The following is a 21,993-nucleotide window of genomic DNA, read 5'->3' on the forward strand; positions in this document are numbered from 1 at the left end:
GAAATAATCGATAGCGATCACGATATGGCGAATATTTTTGCTAACAGTTCGGGCGTAATGATAAGGAGTGGTAGGATATCGCTCAAAAGCAGCAGGGAGGGGGTATGCGAGGGAAGTTACCGAAAACAGAGCTATTGATTACGTTCGAGGCCGTAGCGCGACATGAGAGCTATACCCGTGCGGCAGAAGAGCTGGCGTTGACGCAGAGTGCGGTATTTCGCCAGATGGCAGCGCTGGAGGCATTTCTTAATACCGAGCTGTTCAGCCATGCTAAAAAGCGTATTTTCCTCAATGACGCAGGGAGATATTATCTCGACATGGTGCGGGATACATTAAATAAATTCGAGCGTGACACGCATGCTATTATGACCTGGCAGCCAACCTCACGGGTCATAGAGCTGGCGGTTAATCCAACGTTAAGCACCCACTGGCTTATTCCAAAGCTTGGAGAATTTAATAAAAGCTATCCCGACGTCGTCATAAATATTAACTCGCTGGCAAGCGTAGGTGATTTTCTTAACAGAAACTATGATGCGGTCATCATGCGGGAAGATTTCTGCGCCCCCCTGGCGCGGGTCGACTCTCTCTTTGAGGAGGCGCTGCTGCCGGTTTGCAGCAGAACGTTACCGGGTTACGCCGGGAGAAAGATAACGGTCGAGCGCCTGCTTGATAACTTTACGCTGCTGCATCAGAGCACGCGTATTGAGAGCTGGGTCGAGTGGTTCGCCCTCTCCGGTATCAGCAGCCCCAGAGTAAAGCAGGGGCCGCGTTTTGATCTTATCTCGATGCTGATTGCGGCCGTTCACTCGCGGCTGGGCGTCGCGTTGCTGCCGCGCTTTTCCGTCCAGCACGATCTTGATAACGGCAGCATGGTTATTCCCTGCGACGTGCCCATGCGTACCGGCAACCGCTTTATTTTGACCTGGCGGGACGACGGCGTGGAGTCAGGCGGAATGCCACTCTTCCGCGACTGGTTGCTCAAACAGTCAGCGGTCGAGCGGCATGCGCTACTTCAGACTCTGTGACGGGCAGTGGTGGCAGCAGTGATGCTGTTCAAACTGCTGATAAAAGTTGTTACCTTTGTCATCCACCAGGATAAAAGCAGGCATATTTTGTACCTCCATCATCCATACCGCCTCCATGCCCAGTTCGCCATACTCCACGCAGCGTAAACTCTTGACATACTCCTGCGCCAGCAGCGCCGCTGCGCCACCGATGCTACCCAGATTAAATCCACCGTGTCTGGCGCAGGCGTCGGTAACCTGCTGGCTGCGATTACCTTTCGATAGCATCACCAGGCTTCCGCCTGCGGTCTGAAAGGCATCGACATAACTGTCCATCCGGCCACCGGTTGTTGGCCCCAGAGATCCTGCCGTGCCGCCCTCCGGCGTTTTAGCGGGGCCAGCGTAGTAAACAATATAGTTCTTCATATACTCCGGCAGGGCCACACCTGCATCAAGCCGGGCTTTTAGCCTGGCGTGGGCGATATCCCGGGCGACAATCAGAGGCCCGCTCAGGGAAACGCGTGTGCCCACCGGATGGCGCGACAGCTCGGTCATGACTTCATTTAGCGGCCGGTTCAAATCAATTCTGATTTCGTTGGTGTGGTGAGGAACGCGTAGCTTCTCAGGGATAAATCGTCCCGGATCGCGCTCCAGCTTCTCCAGCCAGATCCCATGACGATTAATTTTAGCTTTGATATTACGGTCGGCGGAGCAGGAGAGGGCTAGCGCAATCGGGCACGAGCCACCGTGACGTGGCAGACGAATGACCCGGATGTCGTGGGCAAAATATTTACCGCCAAACTGCGCACCGATGCCCAGCTCACGGCTGGCGTTAAGCAGCGTTGACTCCAGGTGCAGATCGCGAAAAGCCTGCCCAAGCTCGTTGCCGCTGGTGGGCAGCGTATCGTAATACTTTGTTGATGCCAGTTTAGCAACTTTCAAGGCCTGGTCGGCAGAGGTGCCACCCACGACGAAGGCAATATGGTATGGCGGACAGGCGGCGGTGCCGAGAGCCTGCATTTTGGCTACTAAGAAGGGAATAAGCTTTTCTGGATCAAGAATAGACCGGGTCTCCTGAAACAGCGCTGTCTTGTTAGCAGAGCCGCCGCCCTTATTAATAAACAGAAATTTATACTCCTCCCCTGAGGTTGCTGCGATATCAATCTGCGCAGGAAGGTTAGTACCGGTATTCACCTCGCTGTACATATCCAGCGGGGCGTTTTGTGAGTAGCGTAGGCTATTTTCCTGAAAAGTTTCATAGATCCCCTGGCTTAACGCCTCAGCATCGTTGTTGCCGGTCCAGATCGACTGCCCCTTTTCGGCCACGATGGTCGCAGTGCCGGTATCCTGGCAGTTAGGCAGAACCCCTTTGGCCGAAACCTCGGCATTGCGCAGGAGTTGCAGGGCAACGTAGCGATCGTTGTCGCTGGCTTCCGGATCGTGCAGGATCGACGCAACCTGCTTAATATGCGCGCTGCGTAAGAAAAAAGAGGCCTCATAAAAAGCCTGCTTCGCCAGCAGCGTTAATCCCTGCGGCTCTACGCTAATAAGGGTTTTATTATCTGCTTCGTTGACCGACACATACTGGTCGCTAAAAAGATAATACTCGGTTGGATCCTTATCATGTGGAAAAGGTTCTTGCCAGATAAAAGGTTTAGCCATTTTTAGTTCTCATGTATAGAGAGGATTAGACCGCGCTGGCGCGCGGTAGTATTTATTGCATATGGGTAAACAGGCTAGCCCGCGTTGCATCGGCAATATGGCGGATAACTTTTTGTCCACGAACGCTATTGCCTGCTCTATCAAGAGGCGGCGAATAAACGGCAATGGCGAATTTCCCCGGCACCACGGCAACCATTCCTCCACTGACACCGCTTTTAGCCGGTATGCCCGCTGTATAAAGCCATTTACCGCTGCCATCGTATAAGCCAGCAATAGCCATTTCTGCCAGCACCTGAGGGACATATTTCGCGTTGAGTAGCTGTTTGCCGTTAAAAGGCGATCTACCCTGGTTTGCAAGAACCGCCCCCATTTTTGCCAATTGAATAACGTTAACGTCAACCGAACACTCACGGGTATAAATCTCTACCGCCTCGCGGGGATCGCCATAAAAAACGTCATAGGACAACATCAGTTGAGCCAGCGCCTGGTTGTGTTGATTAGTTGCCATTTCTGAAGCAAATACTGGCTCGTTGACTGTCAGGTTGGCATCGGCATAAGCACTAAGATTATTGAGGATCCTGTGCCAGCGTTCGGTTTTATTCTCTGCTTTAACCAGGCTAACGGTGCTGATTGCGCCTGCGTTGACCAGTGGGTTTTGCGGTTCGCCAGGATTCAACTCTACTGCCAGGGCAGAGTTAAAGGGTAATCCCGTAGCATTAGCACCAAGCTTTGCCAGTACCTCATCGCTTCCGCGCTGTTCCATGACTAACGCAAGGGTAAATACTTTACTAATTGACTCAAGCGGGAAGGTTTTATCGCTATCACCGGTAGCGTAAACTTTGCCATCAGCGGTCACGATGGCAATGGCAAAATTATCGGGACTATAGGCAGCAAGTGCTGGAATATAATCAGCTACTTTTCCTTCATTTGCTGTTTTGTACTGCTGGTGCGCCTGCTTGATCAGCACATTATAATCAACGGAGTTAGCTGAAGCAGCCACGCTTAATAGCAGTAGCGTCGCTAACACACTTTTTAAGATGTTATTAAACATTTTCGCTCCTTAATGTCTCTGCAGGCTGGGACGCTTTTCCACGGCATCCTTCGCCAAAGTGTTCACCCTCCCAGCGGCTAACAAGGGCAGCACCCATGGCGTTGCTCATTACGTTGGTGGCGGAGCGGCCCATATCAAGGAAGGGATCGACACCCATCAGTAGAATTAACCCGGCTTCAGGAATATTGAACTGATTGAGGGTAGCGGCGATAACCACCAGCGAGGCGCGCGGCACCCCGGCCATGCCTTTAGATGTCAGCATCAGGATAAGCAGCATGGTGATCTGCTCCCCCATGCCAAGGTGAATATTGCACGCCTGGGCGATAAAGATGGTGGCGAAGGAGCAGTACGCCATCGAGCCGACGAGGTTAAATGAGTAGCCAATCGGCAGGACAAAGCTGGCAATTTTTGGCGAGACGCCAAACTTTTCCAGCGCCTTCAGCGTGCCGGGAAAGGCTGCTTCTGAACTGGAGGTGGTAAATGCCAGCAGGGCAGGCTCGGAGATCCCCCGGGTTAAGCGGATAACGCAGGGACCAATAATGGCGAAAGAAGCGCCGATTAAAATCACCCATAGCAGCGCGAGCGTCATATAAAACTCGCCCATAAAGATACCGGCGCTAACCAGCACGCTCAGCCCGCGCTCTGCGATCATGGCGGAGATAGCGGCAAACACCGTAAAGGGGGCGAAGAGCATAACGTAGCCGGTAATTTTGAGCATTACCTCAACCAGCGAGTCCAGTACATGGACGATGGGAGCACCCTTATCGCCTATAGCCGCCAGCCCGCAGCCTAAGAAAATAGAGAAGACAACGATCTGCAGCACTTCGTTGCGTGCCATGGCGTCAACGATACTGGTGGGAATAGCGTGCGAAATAAAGACCTTAAAAGTAAACGGTTCAGCCTTTAGCGCAGCGACGCCGGCAGCATCATGGGCAACAAAGTTAATTCCGACACCGGGCTGGAAAATATTGACAATAATCAGGCCTAAAGCAATGGAGATTAGCGAGGCGCAGATAAACAGAAACAGGGTCTTGGAAAAAATTCGCCCTAGCGTTGTTGCATCGCCCATTTTTGCTATCCCAACGACCAGCGTAGAGATAATTAACGGCGCAATAATCATTTTTATTAAGCGCAGAAATATCGCGGTTAGGATAGATATGTCCTGTGAGTAGGCTTTAGCCGTCGCAGGTGAGGCAACCATATTAACAAAAAATCCGGCAATAATACCCAGTACCAGACCCGCGATAATCATCGTGGTTAAGCTTTTCGACTTCATTGTCACTCCATCGGATTGAGGCGCTGGTAGCGCGAAGATTAGGTTTTCAATTTTTTCTAATGACCAGCAAGTTTTAGAAAGGGGTACGCAGCGGCGTACCCGTGGAGAGTTATTGTTATTTCTGTTAAATATCTAAAACGATGTTTAATAACGGCGCGTGCTGCTGAGCGCCATATACGTCGTTGTCTCCTCTGTTACCTGAAACGGTACTTCTCGGTAAAATGGCTTTGACAGCGTTCGCCGGATCGAACCAGATAAGGCGGGGGATCTGCCGTTGATCAAGGTTGTACAGATCTGCAATCAGCTGCGCGGTAAACTGCCCCGAGGCTTTCACCGCCAGATAGTCGCTTTGCTGTTTGAAGAGAATATCCAGCACCAGCTCATAGGGTCCGGCGTTTTTAGAGCGAATAACTAAGGCCAACGAACGAATGGACTGTTTCATGCCACTACTCCTTCCGGCGTGATCTGCTCAAGGACGAAGGGGAACTGCAGCGCCTCGCTGGCCTCAATAAGGTGGTAGACAGAGAACTCATAGACCGGCCCGCAAGGGACATCCGAGGGCGAAAAGGGGAATGCCAGGTTACCCGCCGTAGCTATCCTGCCTTCGTAGCCATAGTGCAGCAGCGTTGAGCGCACCAGCGAGCAGACGCTGTTAGCAAGCTGCTGGTCCGGGGCTACCACGTCGAGAACGATCCCCAGCTCGTGTGCGGCCTGCGGTACCGGCTCATGCTCGCCCATCACGCCATTTTTGCCATAGAGATGGAAGGTAATACGGATCTCTTGCGCATTAAGGCTCAGATTGCTGACGACGCTGGACTTAACCTCTTCCAGGATGGTTTCAATCCCGGCGATCATAATGGGATCGCGGACCCCCGCAATGGTCAGGCAGCGGGAGCCCACCCGCCGGGCGCCCTCCAGTTTTAGCCGGTAGGGCGTGGTCTCGTGGCGGGAGCCGCTGACGTAGACCTCTCGCTCATTGACCGCTTTAAAAGTGCAGGCCTGCAAATTAAGCACGCCGCCAGGACCCGGCAGAAAATAGGGGTCAGACTTTTCATACAGCGTATGGGCTGCCGCAGAGGTTTCGGTAAACTTCCGCTTGGGGTTAAACACTTTCAGGGTGAAGCCCTTGTCGTCGAGGATCCCCATAGCGCAGTCCGATCCCGAACCTGGCGTAGCGGCAATCGCGGCGCATTCAAGGATCTTCCCGCAGTGCAGCGCCAGCCCCTCGTCAAAGCCCTGCATGATGGGCAGAGCCGCAAAACAGGCAGGATCGTAAGCGCGTCCGCCTAATACTACCTGTGCCCCGGCTGCCAGCGCCCGCTGGAAAGGCTCTATGCCCATCTGCGCGACAATAGAGGTGCTGTCATCAATATCCTGATGGGTTAACGGCGGCACAAAGTCGAGGGCCGTGATGTTGCCCGCATCCAGCGCCTGATGAACGATCTGCTTGTCGACATCGGCGGGGATAGTTGCCAGAGTGAATGAGAGCTGCTCTTCACGGGCAATCTCTAGCACGATCTCACGACACCACGCGAGATGGGGAGCTGCACCCGAGCCGCCCGCCGTGCCGATAACCACCGGGATGCCCTGTTTAACCCCGGCTGAGATCATATAGCGCAGGTCACGCTTCACTCCGGCGCGATCGGTAAAAGGCTTTCCCGCGCCGAGATAGTGCGGGCCCGGATCGGACGAACCTGCATCCACGGCGATCAGATCCGGGGATTCAGCCAGCGCGCTTAAAAAGCTCTCTTCTGGAAAGCCGTAGCCGAGGATGGCGGTCGGCGACAGGATCTTAAAGGTCTTAGCCATCGCTTATCCCCTTGCCTGCAGGAGCGCAAGGGTGCGCTGCATTTCGTTAAAGACAATATTAAGACCCTCGTCAAATCCCATGCCGGGTTTGACTAGCATGCGCATGGGGCGGGCGGCGAGGGCGACATGCACGCAGGTTCTGGCGCTCACCTCTGTTTCATTACAGGTGCCGCCCTGGTAGGCCTCCATGCCATGCTTGTTGCAGTAGAGCACCGCATCAACAATGTTGTGGATACTGCCCAGATCGGGCGTCTTGATTTGCACCATGTGACAGCTGCCAGCGTCGGTAAAGTCGACGATATCCTGATAGGTGTTACACCACTCGTCGGCAACGATTTTGACCCCAGAGCCGAGCTTCGTCAGCTCGCGTGTGATTGCCGTCAGGAGAAAGATCTGATCGGCTTTGTTACCTGCATCAACCGGCCCCTCAATATAGAGCGGCAGACCCTGCGTCTCTTTCTCCAGGCTGGCGATATAGTGCGCACAGCGCTGTGGATCCTGGCTGAAGATAAGGCCGATAGTGCCGTAGACATCAATGTGTAGCGTAGGGTGGTAACGCGGACTGGTGCGTAACGTCATCACACGGTTTGCCAACCAGCGCACATATTCGCGCAGCTTCTCACCGTCATGGCCTAGCTTCTCTTCAACGTTGTTAATCAGCGCATGGGGCAGGACGTTAACGCCCTTGAGGATCATTTTATCGACGGCGATGTAGCGGTCATCTCCGCTCTGGCCAAACAGCGGGATCGGCTCGGCAATCGTCGGCAGCTGCCATTCGTCGGCGATAACCTCTGCTTTGAGTCGGCCCGTTGCTAGCGCGGCAGCGTCCAGCAGTGCCTGCGAGAGGCCATAGCGTACGGCGGTATGCAGCGGTTTACCCTCGATGCGCAGTGTGTCAAAAAAGCGGGCATTGGGCAGGAAAGCCTGTACGTCGCGGCCCTCCAGTAGCGGCTTAATATGATCGTTGAGCCACGGAATAAAGGTTGCTGCCAGGAAGAGCGGGTCGCGCCCACCGGCTCCAGAGTACTGCACCGCCGCACAGTCTCCCACGGCAACGGCCCCGTTCTCCAGGATCAGCTGCACGCAGACACACTCACCGGCCTGGCGCACTGAGGTAAAGCCCGGCGTTACCGGTTGACCGGTATAGATAAAGCCGTCATGGCCTGCGCCGTCTTTAATGGCCTGCTGATCGTCAAAGTAGAAGGAGGAGTAACCTGCGGTAAAAATTGCCTGTTTAATTTTCATTCTGGTCTTCCTATTAACTTGCTGTGGGATACGGCATTGATATCGTCAACCACCATCTGGAATGAGGCGGGGCGGCGTTCAACGCTGGCGCGCGCGGCAACAAAGTCGTGATGCATAGCCAGGATGTCATCCGGTAGCGGAACGGCACCGGCCTCTAAGATGCGGATAGCGCCAGCGTTGTCGCGTACCGGCGTCATCTTGCCTGCGTTACAGGCTGCCGGAGCGAAAGGGATGTCCAGTACGCCAGCTTCAAAGGCCAGCACCGTACCGCGGGCGATATCCCCTTTACCGAGAGCAAAGACGTGGTCCAGTACGGCACGCACTTCGCGTTTGATGAGTTCAACCTCAAGATCGACGGCATGACAGGCTGGGAAGGGCTGATCGCGAACCATGTTAAGCATCTGGCGCGATGCCTTAAGCCCCTGGGCATTAGCGGCAGCGGTAGGAATGCCGAAGGCTTCATGTGGGCTTTTGGTAATGACTTTGGTTGCGCCCGCCATGCCGGCGACGGCAGCGCCCCAGGCGATCACGGAAAACGCTTTTGCTTCATCCTCCGGGAAGCCGCCCATCCACTGATGGAAGACGGTACTGAGCTCATAATCTTCATAGCCTTGCTGGCGGAAATAGTCATGAGAGAGTTCGCGCAGCGCTTTAATGGCGGCAACGTCCTGCGTAAGGCTGCCCACCTGGCCATAGCCAACCGTAATGGAGCGCACACCCTGCTCCAGTGCCAGTAAGCCTTCAATGATGGCAACCGCGTGCGACATAAACGGCGGGATCAGCGTGCCGGTCAGGGGGCCAAAAGGTTCGCGGTTAATGCGGATGCCATGCTCTTCATACAGGCCAATCAGGCGATCGCAGTACTGCCAGTCGCGCAGGGATTTTTCGAGCGTGACGCGTTTTGCGTAGGGAATGTTGTAGGAGATGCCGCCCCCTTCATAGCTGGTAAACCCGCTAGCGATGGAGATCTCAGCCAGCAGCCGGGCATCAGGGGTCCCGTGCCTCACCTGGAGCGGTTTCTGCAACGATTCGGTCAAGCGACGGCAGGCAGCAACGCCGTGGTTAACGACCGGTAAACCATTAAGTTTTGAGGTGCCTGCTTCGATCGATTTTTGAATGCCCACCGCGGCCTCTTCGTAGCGGTTCAGGCGGGTGTAGGCATCAATGGTGGTGGGCAGCAGATCGCACTCCTGCTCAAGTACTTTAAGCAGCGCAATATGCTCGTCCAGCAGCGCCACGCCGGCACGAGGCTGGCTGAGAGTAATGCCCTCCTCATCCGCTATGCGCAGCGCACGGGCGAAGTTTTTGGCCTCCGGGATGGTCTGCTGGTACTTTACGCCATCTTCAAAATGGGTAACGTCTTTCCCGGTAGGCCAGGTGTCCAGAACGCCTTGCCGCTCAGACATAAAATCGTCATGGGTTATCTTTTTATTGCTGAGTTCCATTCGTTGCTACCTTGGGTTTGGGGTTAAACAGTGAATGCTGGCGAGCGCAGCCGCCTGGGGATAGAGTCTTGCGGCATTAGCCAGCAGGGGGATCAGGCCTTTTTCATCACGGTAGTAATCAAACTGCGCGGGCAGCAGGATCCGGTTGCCGCGAGCATCAAGATCGCGATATTTAAGCCAGCGGTGAATATCAAATGACGCTGCGCGCGATAGCCAGCCGCCGGAGCCGACAACTTTGCGTACGGGAGTTAGATCGCGCCCGGTTTGCAGATCGACTGTCCCCACGCAGGTAGCTACCGCTTTTTTTGTTCCCGCATGGCGTTCACTGGCATAGGCTACGCAGAGCCCGGCCAGCAAGGTATCGAAGCGCTGCTCTTCAGGGCCTGCAGGCAGGGAGCCGGGGCAGGCAACAAGTTTGTCGAGATAGCGATAGAACGCGGTGTGCAAGTCGGGCTGCGAGGCAAAAAGCGTATCGATAAGTGCTCTGGCACTTTCGCCCACTACCGCAGCAGAGACCCGCATTCCTAAATCGCCCTCAACGGTGCGTTTGATAAAGGGCTCAGGCAGGCCGTGTAGAACGGTATCCGGAGGGAGGGTATTGGTGCAGGCGGAGTAGACGTCAGTGGTTGCGCCGCCCATATCAATCAGCATGAACGACTGCCAGGCATCATCATGCTGGCTCATCAACTTAACCAGCTCAAACACCGTCCACGGCGTAGGCATAGGGGCTTCGCCTGTCTCGTCAACGATGACATCCAGCCCTTTTCCTTTCACGATGTGAGAGAGGAAAATGTCACAGATCGCCTGACGGGCGGGGAGGGGATTAGGTGAATCCAGCTCGGGCAGAATGTTATCCACCACGGTGAGCTGCTTATGAGCCAGTAGTTGTTCAACTTCAAATTGAATATCACGATTGCCGGCGTAGACAATCGCGCACTCCAGTCCGGACGCAGCGAGCAGCCGTGCATTGTGCAGGCCATAGCGCGTCTCTCCGCCATCTGTTCCTCCGGCGAACAGCAGAATATCGGGCGAGGCGGTCTCAAGCTGGCGTATATCCTGTGGTGTCAGCTTGTAGGAGTAATAGTCGGTGATTTTAGCCCCGGCTGAATGGGCAGTCACCTTCGCTGCTTCAAGGGTAATAGAGGGCACTAAACCCATTGCGGCGACGGCCAGTCCACCTTTAGCCGAAGAGGAGTATTTAAGCGTAACGTCGCCGCGTCTCAGCAGCGGTCTGGCATCCTTGACCTCCAGCAGCTGGTTGAGGTTGGCAAAAAAACCGTCGGCAAGATGTCGGGTAGTGGTAGGTGTGACCGCCTGATTAAGAAGTCTGAGGGCGTTATTACCGCTTATTTCAAAAAGAGCAGCCTTGGTCCAGGTTGAACCAATATCAACGGATACCGTACGCATCACACAACCTCTTCTGGCTGTGGAGGGCAATTAGTTAATTTATTGTTAATGTCGGTGGCAATTAATTCACAAACGTCTTCCAAATCGTGACTCGGAGAAAAAACACGGTCAAAGCCCATGTCTATAAATTTGTGCTCTATTTCAGCAAAATCATGTTTGCCGACCACGAGGTTGCCCCCGACATAAAGTAAAATCTCACCAACCCCACGCTCGATGCAGCGTTCACGTAAGCCGAGACAGTCAATATCGCCGTGACCGTAAATAGAGGAGACAACAATGGCATCGGCCCCGGTTTCGATCGCGGCATCAATGTACTCATCCTGACTGACCATCACGCCGAGGTTGATCACCCGAAAGTCATGGGTGGTAAAAACGCGATCCAGAACCTTGTTGCCAACCGCATGGCAGTCGGCACCAATTACGCCAATAACGAGCGTTGCTTTTTTCATGGGGCATCCTCAATTAATTTATTGCTAACATTTGTGTCAGTCAGACTTGAAAGTACAAAGGTATAGAATAGTGAGGAGTGTGAGGGGAGGGGGGGATGGAGGCAATTGATCTATTTTCAATAGCTCTTTCTTTAAAAGAGTGATTTATCTTTTTATCCTTTAAAAATATAACAAAATCAATTGGTTATCATTGCTTCCTGCCATGACTCTAATATTTATACGAGGTTTTAGCGAATTAACCGTTATGATGAAATGTGAGCCTGTTCTAAAATATAGCCGCAGTTGACTGTGTCTGTTTAAATATTCAATAAAGACAGGATGGAAATATAATTAAATGGTATACATTAAGATATCGCATTATTAATACGTGATTGTGGACACGTTTTTCCGGTGGCGAGACACTGTTTTTTAACCACAATGCTTGTTTTGGAACATATTTTTAACATGTTTTTTACCATACGAACCGCAGAGACACATTATTAACAATTGCGGCAAAAATTGATTTAGATCAATATTTAAAGCGTGGAAAAAATTTCTTAAAAGCGTTAAATTGTCGCTGATCAAAATGGTCCGAAAGTTGTAAACTGGCGATAAATTGATCCCCGTCGAAAAACATAAAAAAGGTTTATTAAAAACCTATTTATTGTAAGGGATTTGCGGCGTAATATATCGCGAGATCAATTTGGGATTTTATTAACCTGTCTGTAACTTTTCTTTGCGGCTGTCTGCTCTCATGCGCACCAGTCCCAGTGAAAAGCAATAGATAATTTTGTATTGGGGCATGTGTGTGGACCCTCTCTAACGGGGTTTGCTCTCGAAGTCTTCATGCGATGCGCAAGGAGTCATGATGTTAGATATAGTCGAACTGTCACGCTTGCAGTTTGCCTTAACCGCGATGTACCACTTCCTGTTTGTTCCGTTAACGCTTGGTATGGCGTTTTTACTGGCAATCATGGAAACGGTCTACGTTCTGTCCGGCAAACAAATCTATAAAGATATGACCAAGTTCTGGGGCAAGTTGTTTGGTATCAACTTTGCGCTGGGCGTGGCCACCGGTCTGACCATGGAGTTCCAGTTCGGGACTAACTGGTCCTATTACTCTCACTACGTAGGCGATATCTTTGGTGCCCCTCTGGCCATTGAAGGCCTGATGGCGTTCTTCCTTGAGTCCACCTTTGTTGGCCTGTTCTTCTTTGGCTGGGATCGCCTGGGCAAAGTGCAGCATATGGCGGTGACCTGGCTGGTTGCGCTGGGCTCTAACCTCTCGGCTCTGTGGATCCTCGTAGCAAACGGCTGGATGCAGAACCCGATCGCGTCGGATTTCAACTTTGAAACCATGCGTATGGAGATGGTGAGCTTCTCTGAACTGGTGCTGAACCCGGTTGCTCAGGTGAAGTTCGTTCACACCGTGGCAGCGGGCTACACCTGCGGCGCAATGTTTATCCTTGGCATTAGCTCCTACTACCTGCTGCGCGGCCGCGATATGGCGTTCGCCAAGCGCTCCTTTGCGATTGCTGCCAGCTTCGGTATGGCTGCCGTGCTCTCTGTTATTGTTCTGGGCGATGAGTCCGGCTATGAGATGGGCGACGTGCAGAAAACCAAACTGGCTGCTATTGAAGCCGAGTGGGAGACCCAGCCAGCACCGGCAGCATTTACCCTGTTTGGTGTGCCAGATCAGGATAAGCAAGAGAACAATTTTGCTATCCAGATCCCGTATGCGTTGGGGATTATCGCCACGCGCTCGGTTGATACACCGGTTATCGGTCTGAAAGATCTGATGGTGCAGCATGAAGAGCGTATCCGTAACGGGATGAAAGCGTACCAGCTGCTGGAAGAGTTGCGTGCTGGCTCCACCGATCAAAACGTGCGCGACCAGTTCAACAGCATGAAGAAAGACCTCGGCTACGGCATGCTGCTGAAACGCTATACGCCTAAGGTCACCGATGCGACCGAAGATCAGATCAAGCAGGCTACGCAGGACTCCATCCCGCGCGTTGCGCCGCTCTACTTTGCCTTCCGTATCATGGTTGCCTGTGGCGTGCTGATGCTGCTCATCTTCGCTGTCTCCTTCTGGACCGTTTGCCGTAACCGTATCGGCAGCAAATCCTGGCTGCTGCGCGCTGCGCTGTACGGTATTCCGCTGCCGTGGATCGCTATCGAGACCGGCTGGTTTGTTGCAGAGTATGGCCGTCAGCCATGGGCGATCGGTGAGGTGCTGCCAACCGCCGTTGCTAACTCCTCGCTGACAGTAGGTGACCTGCTGTTCTCTATGATCCTTATCTGCGGCCTCTACACCCTGTTTATGGTGGCGGAAGTCTTCCTGATGTTTAAGTTTGCTCGCCTTGGGCCGAGCAGCCTGAAAACGGGTCGTTACCACTACGAGCAGGCTAACGTTGAGACCGATACCCAGTATGGGCAGTCCACCGTTGCTTCTCAGCCGGCACGCTAAGACAGGAGTCGTCAAATGATCGATTATGAAGTATTACGTTTTATCTGGTGGCTGCTGGTTGGCATTTTGCTGATTGGCTTTGCAGTCACCGACGGCTGGGACATGGGCGTGGGGATGTTAACCCGCTTCCTGGGTCGTAACGACACCGAACGCCGTATTATGATCAACTCTATTGCGCCGCACTGGGACGGTAACCAGGTGTGGCTGATCACCGCCGGCGGCGCGCTGTTTGCTGCCTGGCCGATGGTCTACGCCGCTGCCTTCTCTGGCTTCTATGTGGCAATGATCCTGGTGCTGGCCTCGCTGTTCTTCCGTCCGGTGGGTTTCGACTACCGCTCGAAGATTGAAGATCCGCGCTGGCGCAACATGTGGGACTGGGGCATCTTTATCGGCAGCTTTGTACCGCCGCTGGTGATTGGTGTGGCCTTCGGTAACCTGCTGCAGGGCGTACCTTTCCATATGGATGAGTACATGCGCCTCTTCTATACCGGCAACTTCTTCCAGCTGCTGAACCCGTTTGGTCTGCTGGCTGGCGTGGTGAGCGTGGCGATGATCCTGACGCAGGGTGCAACCTACCTGCAGATGCGTACGGCGGGCGAAGTGTATGTCCGTTCACGGACAACGACTCAGGTGGCGGCGCTGGTGACTATGGTCTGCTTCGCGCTGGCAGGCGTTTGGGTGATGTTCGGTATCGATGGCTATGTGGTCACCTCGGCTATCGATCATCACGCGGCGTCTAACCCGCTGACCAAGCAGGTAGCACGTGAGGCGGGAGCCTGGCTGGTGAACTTCAACACCACCCCGATCCTGTGGTTGATCCCGGCGCTGGGCGTTGTGCTACCGCTGTTTACCTTTGTTGCGGGTCGTCTGAACAGATCGGCATGGGCGTTCTTCTTCTCGTCCCTGACGCTGGCCTGCATCATTCTGACCGCCGGTATTGCGATGTTCCCGTTCATCATGCCGTCCAGCACGGTAATGAACGCTAGCCTGACCATGTGGGATGCAACGTCGAGCCAGATGACGCTGAACCTGATGACCTGGGTTGCTGCGGTGTTCGTTCCGATTATTCTGCTCTACTCCACGTGGTGCTACTGGAAGATGTTCGGTCGCATTACCAAAGAGCATATTGAAAGCAACACGCACTCTCTGTACTAAGTAAGGAGCATACAATGTGGTATTTCGCATGGATTTTAGGAACGCTTCTTGCCTGTGCATTTGGCGTGATTACCGCCCTGGCGCTAGAGCACGTTGAAGCGACTCAGGCAGGTAAAGAAAAAGCCTGATGGTAAGTCTTATCGCAAAACTGTATGCGGTAATGGATAAGGGCCCGCTCAGGGCCCTTTCACTGGTGATGGCGCTGGTACTGGCAGGGTGCATGTTCTGGGATCCCAGCCGCTTTGCGGCAAAGACCAGCGACCTGACCGTCTGGCACGGTCTGCTGCTGATGTGGGCCGTCTGTGCAGGCGTGATCCACGGGGTAGGGTTTCGTCCGAAAGCCGTTCACTGGCAAGGGATCTTCTGCCCGCTCATCGCCGATATTGTCCTCGCCGCAGGGCTCTTCTTTTTCTTCTTTTGAATAAGAAATGTCCGTTAACGATATGGGCTTGCATAAGCCCATAAATTTTTACGCTGCGTTTACTCTAACCCATTCCAAACCACCCTTCCCCCGCGTATAGTAGCAGCGTTTGAACGCTCTACTTATATTGCATTACCGGGATGTAAAGTGAATACAACGTTATTTAAGTGGCCGGTTCGAGTCTACTATGAAGACACCGATGCCGGTGGTGTGGTTTACCATGCCAGCTACGTCGCTTTTTACGAGAGAGCACGCACGGAGATGCTGCGGCATCACCACTTTAGCCAGCAGGTTTTGTTGGCAGAGCGTGTAGCATTCGTAGTGCGCAAGATAACGCTGGAGTATTTTGCACCCGCCAGACTCGACGACATGCTCGAAGTCCAAACGGAAATTACATCAATGCGTGGAACCTCTCTGGTCTTCACGCAGCGGATCGTCAATGCAGAGAATAATGTGCTGAACGAAGCTGAGGTACTGATTGTCTGCGTTGATCCACTCTTAATGAAGCCTCGTGCGCTTCCCAAGTCTATTGTCGCGGAGTTTAAGCAGTGACTGACATGAACATCCTTGATTTGTTCCTGAAGGCAAGCCTTCTGGTCAAACTTATCATGTTGATTTTGATTGGTTTTTCTATCGCATCCTGGGCAATCATTATTCAGCGAACGCGTATTCTTAACGCTGCTACCCGTGAATCCGAAGGATTCGAGGACAAATTCTGGTCCGGTATTGAGCTTTCCCGCCTCTATCAGGAGAGTCAGGGACGCCGTGAAAACCTGTCTGGCTCAGAGCAAATTTTCTACAGCGGATTTAAAGAGTTTGCCCGCCTGCACAGGGCGAACAATCATGCGCCGGAGGCGATCGTAGAGGGTGCAGCCCGTGCGATGCGTATCTCCATGAACCGCGAGCTAGAAACGCTGGAGACGCATATTCCGTTCCTCGGCACCGTCGGTTCTATCAGCCCGTATATCGGTCTGTTCGGCACGGTGTGGGGGATCATGCACGCCTTTATCGCGCTGGGCGCGGTGAAGCAGGCAACTCTGCAGATGGTTGCACCGGGGATCGCGGAAGCGCTGATTGCGACTGCTATCGGCCTGTTTGCCGCGATTCCTGCGGTCATGGCCTATAACCGTCTGAACCAGCGCGTTAATAAGCTTGAGCTGAACTACGACAACTTTATGGAAGAGTTCACCGCAATTCTGCATCGTCAGGCGTTTACCAGCACCGAGAGCAATAAGGGGTAAGCCATGGCCAGAACACGCGGTCGGGGTCGTCGTGAGCTAAAGTCCGAGATCAATATCGTACCCTTGCTCGACGTACTGCTGGTGCTGCTGCTGATCTTTATGGCGACGGCACCCATCATTACGCAGAGTGTAGAGGTTGATCTGCCGGATGCGACCGAGTCGCAAACCGTCAGCTCTAATGACGATCCGCCGGTTATCATTGAAGTTTCCGGCGTGGGTCAATACAGCGTGGTAGTGGAAAAAGATCGCATGGATCAGCTACCGCCGGAGCAGGTGATTGCTGAAGCGCAACGCCGCCTGCAATCCAATCCGAAAACGGTCTTCTTAATCGGTGGCGCGAAAGAAGTGCCTTACGATGAAATAATTAAAGCGCTGAATCTGCTCCATAGCGCGGGCGTGAAGTCGGTTGGCTTAATGACCCAGCCTATCTAATCCGCTGCTGAGCAGGCAGACAGTTTTTGGGAACCGAGAGTGTCAAAGGCAACCGAACAAAACGACAAGCTTAAACGAGCAATCATTATTTCAGCGGTGCTGCACGTCATTCTGTTTGCAGCGCTGATCTGGAGCTCGTTTGATGAGCATATAGATGCCTCTGCAGGCGGCGGCGGTGGCTCGTCCATTGACGCCGTTATGGTCGATCCCGGCGCGGTAGTGCAGCAGTACAACCGTCAGCAGCAACAGCAGGCAAGCGCGAAGCGTGCAGAAGAGCAGCGTGAAAAACAGGCGCAACAGCAGGCGGAAGAGCTGCGTGAAAAGCAGGCCGCCGAGCAGGAGCGTCTGAAGCAGCTGGAAAAAGAGCGTTTGCAGGCGCAGGAGCAGGCCCGCGAGCAGGCCCAGCAGCAGAAACAGGCTGAAGAGGCGGCGAAGCAGGCGCAGGAGAAACAGAAGCAGGCTGAAGAAGCCGCGGCGAAGGCGGCGGCTGATGCGAAAGCGCAGGCTGATGCTCAGGCGAAGGCAGCAGAAGAGGCGGCACAAAAAGCCGCAGCGGATGCGAAAGCCAAAGCCGTAGCCGAGGCAAAAGTAGCGGCAGACGCGGCGAAGAAAGCCGCAGCGGACGCCCAGAAGAAAGCCGAAGCCGAAGCGGCGAAGAAAGCGCAGCAGGACGCCGAGAAGAAAGCCGAAGCCGAGGCCGCTAAGCAGGCAGCGGAGAAAGCTGCAGCTGAAAAAGCGGCCGCTGCTGCCGAGAAGGCTGCCGCTGCGAAAGCAGCAGCGGCAGAAAAAGCCGCCGCTGAGAAGAAGGCTGCTGCTGAAAAGGCCGCTGAAGCGAAAGCGGCCGCTGCCGCCGAGAAGGCCGCCGCTGCGAAAGCCGCCGCGGCAGAAAAAGCCGCCGCTGAGAAGAAAGCCGCCGCAGAAAAAGCCGCTGCCGATAAAGCTGCGGCAGCCAAAGCGGCTGCGGCGAAGAAAGCTGCCGCTGCGGAGAAAGCCGCTGCGTCAGACGTTGACGATCTGTTCGGTGACCTGAGTTCAGGTAAGAATGCGCCGAAAACCGGCGGCGGCGCGAAAGGAAATAACGCAGCCCCGGCAGGAAGTGGTAGTACTAAAAACAATGGCGCGTCGGGTGCGGATATCAGCAACTACGCCGGGATGATCAAATCAGCGATCGAGACTAAGTTCTATGACGCATCGTCGTATGCAGGGAAAACCTGTACGCTGCGCATAAAACTGGCCCCGGACGGTTTGCTGTTGGATATTCAGTCTGAAGGTGGCGATCCTGCGCTCTGTCAGGCTGCATTAGCGGCAGCACGTCAGGCCAAGATCCCGAAACCGCCGAGCCAGGCCGTTTACGAAGTGTTTAAAAATGCTCCACTGGACTTTAAACCTTAGGTTACACTTTCCCCACGTAAAGGTGGAAAGGGTACTACTGTTTCCACTGGGCTGTGGTCATTTTGGATATTTAGTTTGTTAACATTCTGCTAAATTATCGCGGGTTTACCGCCCGGATAAGGGAGATGAGATGAAGCAGGCATTACGTGTAGTGTTTGGTTTTTTAGTGCTGTGGGCGGCCGTGCTGCACGCGGAAGTGCGCATTGAGATTACCCAGGGCGTGGATTCAGCGCGCCCGATTGGCGTTGTTCCTTTCCAGTGGGCGGGGCCTGGCGCTGCGCCTGAAGATATCGGCGGCATTGTCGGCGCTGACCTGCGCAACAGCGGCAAGTTCAACCCGCTGGATCGCTCTCGTCTGCCGCAGCAGCCGGGCAGCGCTCAGGAAGTTCAGCCTGCAGCCTGGTCTGCGCTGGGTATCGATGCCGTGGTTGTTGGTCAGGTTACGCCTAACCCGGACGGTGGCTATACCGTGGCGTATCAGCTGGTGGATACCGGCGGCGCGCCGGGTACCGTGCTGGCTCAGAACTCCTATAAGGTAAACAAGCAGTGGCTGCGCTATGCGGGTCATACTGCCAGTGATGAAGTATTCGAGAAGCTGACCGGTATTAAAGGCGCGTTCCGTACGCGTATCGCTTACGTGGTTCAGACCAACGGCGGCCAGTTCCCATACGAACTGCGCGTCTCTGACTACGACGGCTATAACCAGTTCGTGGTTCACCGTTCACCGCAGCCGTTGATGTCACCGGCCTGGTCTCCGGATGGCAGCAAGCTGGCCTACGTAACCTTTGAGAGCGGTCGTTCTGCACTGGTGATCCAGACGCTGGCTAACCGCGCCGTACGTCAGGTGGCTTCGTTCCCGCGTCACAACGGTGCACCGGCATTCTCTCCGGACGGGTCTAAACTGGCGTTCGCACTGTCGAAAACCGGTAGCCTGAACCTCTACGTGATGGATATCGGCTCTGGCCAGATCCGTCAGGTCACCGACGGACGTAGCAACAACACCGAGCCGACCTGGTTCCCGGATAGCCAGAACCTGGCCTTTACCTCTGACCAGGCAGGTCGTCCGCAGGTGTATAAAGTGAATGTAAACGGCGGTGCTCCGCAGCGTATCTCCTGGGAAGGTTCTCAGAACCAGGATGCTGACGTCAGCAGCGACGGCAAGTTTATGGTAATGGTCAGCTCCAACGGTGGGCAGCAGCACATTGCCAAACAAGATCTGGCAGCGGGTGGCGTACAAGTCTTGTCGTCAACGTTCCTGGATGAAACGCCAAGTCTGGCACCTAACGGCACTATGGTAATCTACAGCTCTTCTCAGGGGATGGGATCCGTGCTGAATCTGGTTTCTACAGATGGGCGTTTCAAAGCGCGTCTTCCGGCGACTGATGGACAGGTCAAATTCCCTGCCTGGTCTCCGTATCTGTAATAATAATTAAGTGATTACTAAAGGAATCAAAGAAATGCAACTGAACAAAGTGCTGAAAGGGCTGATGCTGGCTCTGCCTGTTATGGCAATCGCAGCGTGTTCTTCTAACAAGAACGCAAGCAACGACCAGAGCGGCGAAGGCATGCTGGGTGCCGGCACTGGTATGGACGCAAACGGCAGCGGCAACGCCTCTTCCGAAGAGCAGGCACGCCTGCAGATGCAGCAGCTGCAGCAGAACAACATCGTTTACTTCGATCTGGACAAGTACGATATCCGTTCTGACTTCGCTGCGATGCTGGATGCGCACGCTAACTTCCTGCGTAGCAACCCGTCCTACAAAGTCACCGTAGAAGGTCACGCTGACGAACGTGGTACTCCTGAGTACAACATCTCCCTGGGTGAACGTCGTGCTAGCGCCGTTAAAATGTACCTGCAGGGTAAAGGCGTTTCTGCTGACCAGATCTCCATCGTTTCTTACGGTAAAGAGAAACCTGCAGTACTGGGTCACGACGAATCAGCTTACGCTAAAAACCGTCGCGCCGTACTGGTTTACTAAGAGAATTGCATGAGCAGTAACTTCAGACATCATCTGTTGAGTCTGTCGTTACTGGTTGGCATAGCGGCCCCCTGGGCCGCTTTTGCGCAAGCGCCAATCAGTAGTGTCGGCTCAGGCTCGGTTGAAGACCGGGTCACCCAACTTGAGCGCATCTCTAACGCTCACAGCCAGCTTTTAACCCAGCTTCAGCAGCAGCTCTCTGACAACCAGTCGGATATCGACTCTCTACGTGGTCAGATCCAGGAGAGCCAGTATCAGCTGAATCAGGTGGTTGAACGCCAGAAACAGATCCTCCTGCAGATTGATAGCCTGGGCAGCGGCGGTGCAGCAGCAGCGCAGCCAGCGGCAGGCGATCAGGGTGGGGCGGCTACCGCTACACCTGCACCAGCGCCCGCAGCAGGGGCAGCAGCGGCCCCCAGCGCGCCGGTACAGAGCGGTGATGCGAATACCGACTACAACGCAGCCATCGCACTGGTGCAGGATAAATCCCGCCAGGACGACGCTATCGCCGCGTTTAGCAGCTTTGTTAAAAATTACCCGGACTCCACCTACGTTCCTAATGCGAACTACTGGCTGGGTCAGTTGAACTACAACAAGGGTAAAAAAGACGATGCGGCATTCTATTTTGCCTCCGTTGTCAAAAACTATCCGAAATCTCCCAAGGCACCAGACGCGATGTTTAAGGTCGGGGTGATCATGCAGGAGAAAGGGGATACTGCTAAAGCCAAAGCGGTTTATCAGCAGGTTGTAAGCAAATATCCTGGCACCGACGGTGCAAAACAGGCGCAGAAAAAGCTCAGTGCGATGTAATGAATGCGGCATGACCAGATATCGCTCTATTTCTGGTCTTGTCGGGTGAATCATAAGCAGTTAAGTGATCTCGCTCGAAATTTTAGTTGCGCCAACTTCATAAATCAGTAATATATGCCGCCGTTGCCACGGGATATCGCACAGCCCGAAAGCAGCGCAAAAGCGGTAAAATAGTGGGTCGTTAGCTCAGTTGGTAGAGCAGTTGACTTTTAATCAATTGGTCGCAGGTTCGAATCCTGCACGACCCACCACTTAAAGCCGTTTCAGCAGTAAAGAGTGGGTGATTAGCTCAGTTGGTAGAGCATCTCCTTTACACGGAGGGGGTCGGCGGTTCGAGCCCGTCATCACCCACCACTCGGGTCGTTAGCTCAGTTGGTAGAGCAGTTGACTTTTAATCAATTGGTCGCAGGTTCGAGCCCTGCACGACCCACCACTTTCTGGTGGTACCGAGTAAAATAATCTTCGAAGTCAGCACCCGAATGGGTCGTTAGCTCAGTTGGTAGAGCAGTTGACTTTTAATCAATTGGTCGCAGGTTCGAATCCTGCACGACCCACCACTTCGAAGAGAGTTCCCCAAAAGGGGTCGTTAGCTCAGTTGGTAGAGCAGTTGACTTTTAATCAATTGGTCGCAGGTTCGAATCCTGCACGACCCACCAATGCAAAAAAGCGCCCTAAAGGCGCTTTTTTGCTATCTGCCGTTTTCGAAAGATTCGAGCCTGCGGCAGGTTCGGGTCGAACGTAGTGAGTCATCCTGCACGACCCACCA

Annotated in this window: 21 protein-coding genes and 5 tRNA genes; 17 read left to right on the top strand and 9 right to left on the bottom strand. The window is 53.9% G+C overall.

Features of this window, described 5'->3' with window-relative positions; genetic code table 11:
• Window positions 1–104 precede the first annotated feature (104 nt).
• Window positions 105–1,025, top strand: coding sequence for a LysR substrate-binding domain-containing protein (locus WFN61_RS01745; RefSeq protein WP_257756935.1), 921 nt, complete (start codon window positions 105–107; stop codon window positions 1,023–1,025).
• Here the strand turns inward: WFN61_RS01745 and WFN61_RS01750 are convergent.
• The 9 genes from WFN61_RS01750 to glmS all read right to left on the bottom strand — a co-directional run bounded on the left by WFN61_RS01750 (window position 1,008) and on the right by glmS (window position 11,348).
• Window positions 1,008–2,666 carry a class I fumarate hydratase gene (locus WFN61_RS01750; RefSeq protein WP_257756937.1) on the bottom strand — a complete coding sequence of 553 codons (1,659 nt, stop codon included), beginning with the start codon at window positions 2,664–2,666 and terminating at the stop codon, window positions 1,008–1,010. The genes WFN61_RS01745 and WFN61_RS01750 overlap by 18 nt on opposite strands.
• Window positions 2,667–2,718: 52 nt before the next feature.
• Complete coding sequence (glsA, locus tag WFN61_RS01755) at window positions 2,719–3,717, bottom strand: glutaminase A (RefSeq protein WP_257756938.1); 999 nt, start codon at window positions 3,715–3,717, stop codon at window positions 2,719–2,721.
• A complete protein-coding gene (locus WFN61_RS01760; RefSeq protein WP_257756939.1) occupies window positions 3,710–4,993 on the bottom strand; it encodes a dicarboxylate/amino acid:cation symporter in 1,284 nt (427 codons plus the stop codon). Before WFN61_RS01760 ends, glsA begins: the two co-directional genes overlap by 8 nt.
• A 124-nt stretch (window positions 4,994–5,117) precedes the next feature.
• Window positions 5,118–5,435 carry a DUF4387 domain-containing protein gene (locus WFN61_RS01765; protein ID WP_144813505.1) on the bottom strand — a complete coding sequence of 106 codons (318 nt, stop codon included), beginning with the start codon at window positions 5,433–5,435 and terminating at the stop codon, window positions 5,118–5,120.
• The gene (locus WFN61_RS01770) at window positions 5,432–6,802 is read right to left on the bottom strand and encodes a DUF1446 domain-containing protein (RefSeq protein ID WP_257756940.1); all 1,371 of its coding nucleotides are present in this window, start codon (window positions 6,800–6,802) and stop codon (window positions 5,432–5,434) included. The genes WFN61_RS01765 and WFN61_RS01770 overlap by 4 nt, the downstream gene beginning before the upstream one ends.
• A 3-nt stretch (window positions 6,803–6,805) precedes the next feature.
• A complete protein-coding gene (locus WFN61_RS01775; RefSeq protein ID WP_312282834.1) occupies window positions 6,806–8,047 on the bottom strand; it encodes a methylaspartate ammonia-lyase in 1,242 nt (413 codons plus the stop codon).
• Window positions 8,044–9,492 (bottom strand): methylaspartate mutase subunit E, encoded by a 1,449-nt coding sequence (locus WFN61_RS01780; RefSeq protein WP_257756943.1) that lies wholly within the window; start codon window positions 9,490–9,492, stop codon window positions 8,044–8,046. The genes WFN61_RS01775 and WFN61_RS01780 overlap by 4 nt, the downstream gene beginning before the upstream one ends.
• 6 nt (window positions 9,493–9,498) lie before the next feature.
• Window positions 9,499–10,899, bottom strand: coding sequence for a methylaspartate mutase accessory protein GlmL (gene glmL, locus WFN61_RS01785; RefSeq protein ID WP_257756944.1), 1,401 nt, complete (start codon window positions 10,897–10,899; stop codon window positions 9,499–9,501).
• Window positions 10,899–11,348 carry a methylaspartate mutase subunit S gene (glmS, locus tag WFN61_RS01790; protein ID WP_257756945.1) on the bottom strand — a complete coding sequence of 150 codons (450 nt, stop codon included), beginning with the start codon at window positions 11,346–11,348 and terminating at the stop codon, window positions 10,899–10,901. The genes glmL and glmS overlap by 1 nt, the downstream gene beginning before the upstream one ends.
• A gap of 847 nt (window positions 11,349–12,195) precedes the next feature.
• Here glmS and cydA point away from each other — a divergent pair.
• The 16 genes from cydA to WFN61_RS01870 all read left to right on the top strand — a co-directional run bounded on the left by cydA (window position 12,196) and on the right by WFN61_RS01870 (window position 21,883).
• A complete protein-coding gene (cydA, locus tag WFN61_RS01795; protein ID WP_337038081.1) occupies window positions 12,196–13,797 on the top strand; it encodes a cytochrome ubiquinol oxidase subunit I in 1,602 nt (533 codons plus the stop codon).
• A gap of 15 nt (window positions 13,798–13,812) precedes the next feature.
• Entirely contained in the window at window positions 13,813–14,952 is a 1,140-nt protein-coding gene (cydB, locus tag WFN61_RS01800) for a cytochrome d ubiquinol oxidase subunit II (protein ID WP_144813491.1), read from the top strand.
• Between the two features lie 14 nt (window positions 14,953–14,966).
• Entirely contained in the window at window positions 14,967–15,080 is a 114-nt protein-coding gene (gene cydX / locus WFN61_RS01805; RefSeq protein ID WP_103819808.1) for a cytochrome bd-I oxidase subunit CydX, read from the top strand.
• On the top strand, window positions 15,080–15,373 hold the full coding sequence (gene ybgE / locus WFN61_RS01810; protein ID WP_144813489.1) for a cyd operon protein YbgE: 294 nt from the start codon (window positions 15,080–15,082) through the stop codon (window positions 15,371–15,373). The genes cydX and ybgE overlap by 1 nt, the downstream gene beginning before the upstream one ends.
• Window positions 15,374–15,520: 147 nt before the next feature.
• Complete coding sequence (gene ybgC, locus WFN61_RS01815) at window positions 15,521–15,925, top strand: tol-pal system-associated acyl-CoA thioesterase (RefSeq protein ID WP_042392171.1); 405 nt, start codon at window positions 15,521–15,523, stop codon at window positions 15,923–15,925.
• Window positions 15,922–16,614 (top strand): Tol-Pal system protein TolQ, encoded by a 693-nt coding sequence (gene tolQ, locus WFN61_RS01820; protein ID WP_144813485.1) that lies wholly within the window; start codon window positions 15,922–15,924, stop codon window positions 16,612–16,614. Before ybgC ends, tolQ begins: the two co-directional genes overlap by 4 nt.
• Window positions 16,615–16,617: 3 nt before the next feature.
• Window positions 16,618–17,046, top strand: coding sequence for a colicin uptake protein TolR (gene tolR, locus WFN61_RS01825; RefSeq protein ID WP_103819804.1), 429 nt, complete (start codon window positions 16,618–16,620; stop codon window positions 17,044–17,046).
• Between the two features lie 39 nt (window positions 17,047–17,085).
• Window positions 17,086–18,438 carry a cell envelope integrity protein TolA gene (tolA, locus tag WFN61_RS01830; protein WP_257756948.1) on the top strand — a complete coding sequence of 451 codons (1,353 nt, stop codon included), beginning with the start codon at window positions 17,086–17,088 and terminating at the stop codon, window positions 18,436–18,438.
• 130 nt (window positions 18,439–18,568) lie between these two features.
• Window positions 18,569–19,861, top strand: a complete 1,293-nt coding sequence (gene tolB / locus WFN61_RS01835; RefSeq protein ID WP_144813479.1) for a Tol-Pal system beta propeller repeat protein TolB — start codon at window positions 18,569–18,571, stop codon at window positions 19,859–19,861.
• A gap of 34 nt (window positions 19,862–19,895) precedes the next feature.
• Window positions 19,896–20,417 carry a peptidoglycan-associated lipoprotein Pal gene (pal, locus tag WFN61_RS01840; protein WP_144813477.1) on the top strand — a complete coding sequence of 174 codons (522 nt, stop codon included), beginning with the start codon at window positions 19,896–19,898 and terminating at the stop codon, window positions 20,415–20,417.
• Window positions 20,418–20,426: 9 nt separating this feature from the next.
• Window positions 20,427–21,227, top strand: coding sequence for a cell division protein CpoB (gene cpoB, locus WFN61_RS01845; protein WP_144813474.1), 801 nt, complete (start codon window positions 20,427–20,429; stop codon window positions 21,225–21,227).
• Between the two features lie 175 nt (window positions 21,228–21,402).
• Window positions 21,403–21,478, top strand: a tRNA-Lys gene (locus WFN61_RS01850).
• A 27-nt stretch (window positions 21,479–21,505) separates the two neighbouring features.
• Window positions 21,506–21,581 (top strand) — tRNA-Val (locus tag WFN61_RS01855).
• A gap of 3 nt (window positions 21,582–21,584) precedes the next feature.
• Window positions 21,585–21,660, top strand: a tRNA-Lys gene (locus WFN61_RS01860).
• Window positions 21,661–21,708: 48 nt separating this feature from the next.
• Window positions 21,709–21,784 (top strand) — tRNA-Lys (locus tag WFN61_RS01865).
• Window positions 21,785–21,807: 23 nt separating this feature from the next.
• A tRNA-Lys gene (locus tag WFN61_RS01870) sits at window positions 21,808–21,883 on the top strand.
• The last annotated feature ends 110 nt before the right edge of the window (window positions 21,884–21,993 follow it).

The sequence above is a fragment of the Pseudescherichia sp. AS216 genome (assembly GCF_037152055.1).
GTDB lineage: Bacteria > Pseudomonadota > Gammaproteobacteria > Enterobacterales > Enterobacteriaceae > Pseudescherichia.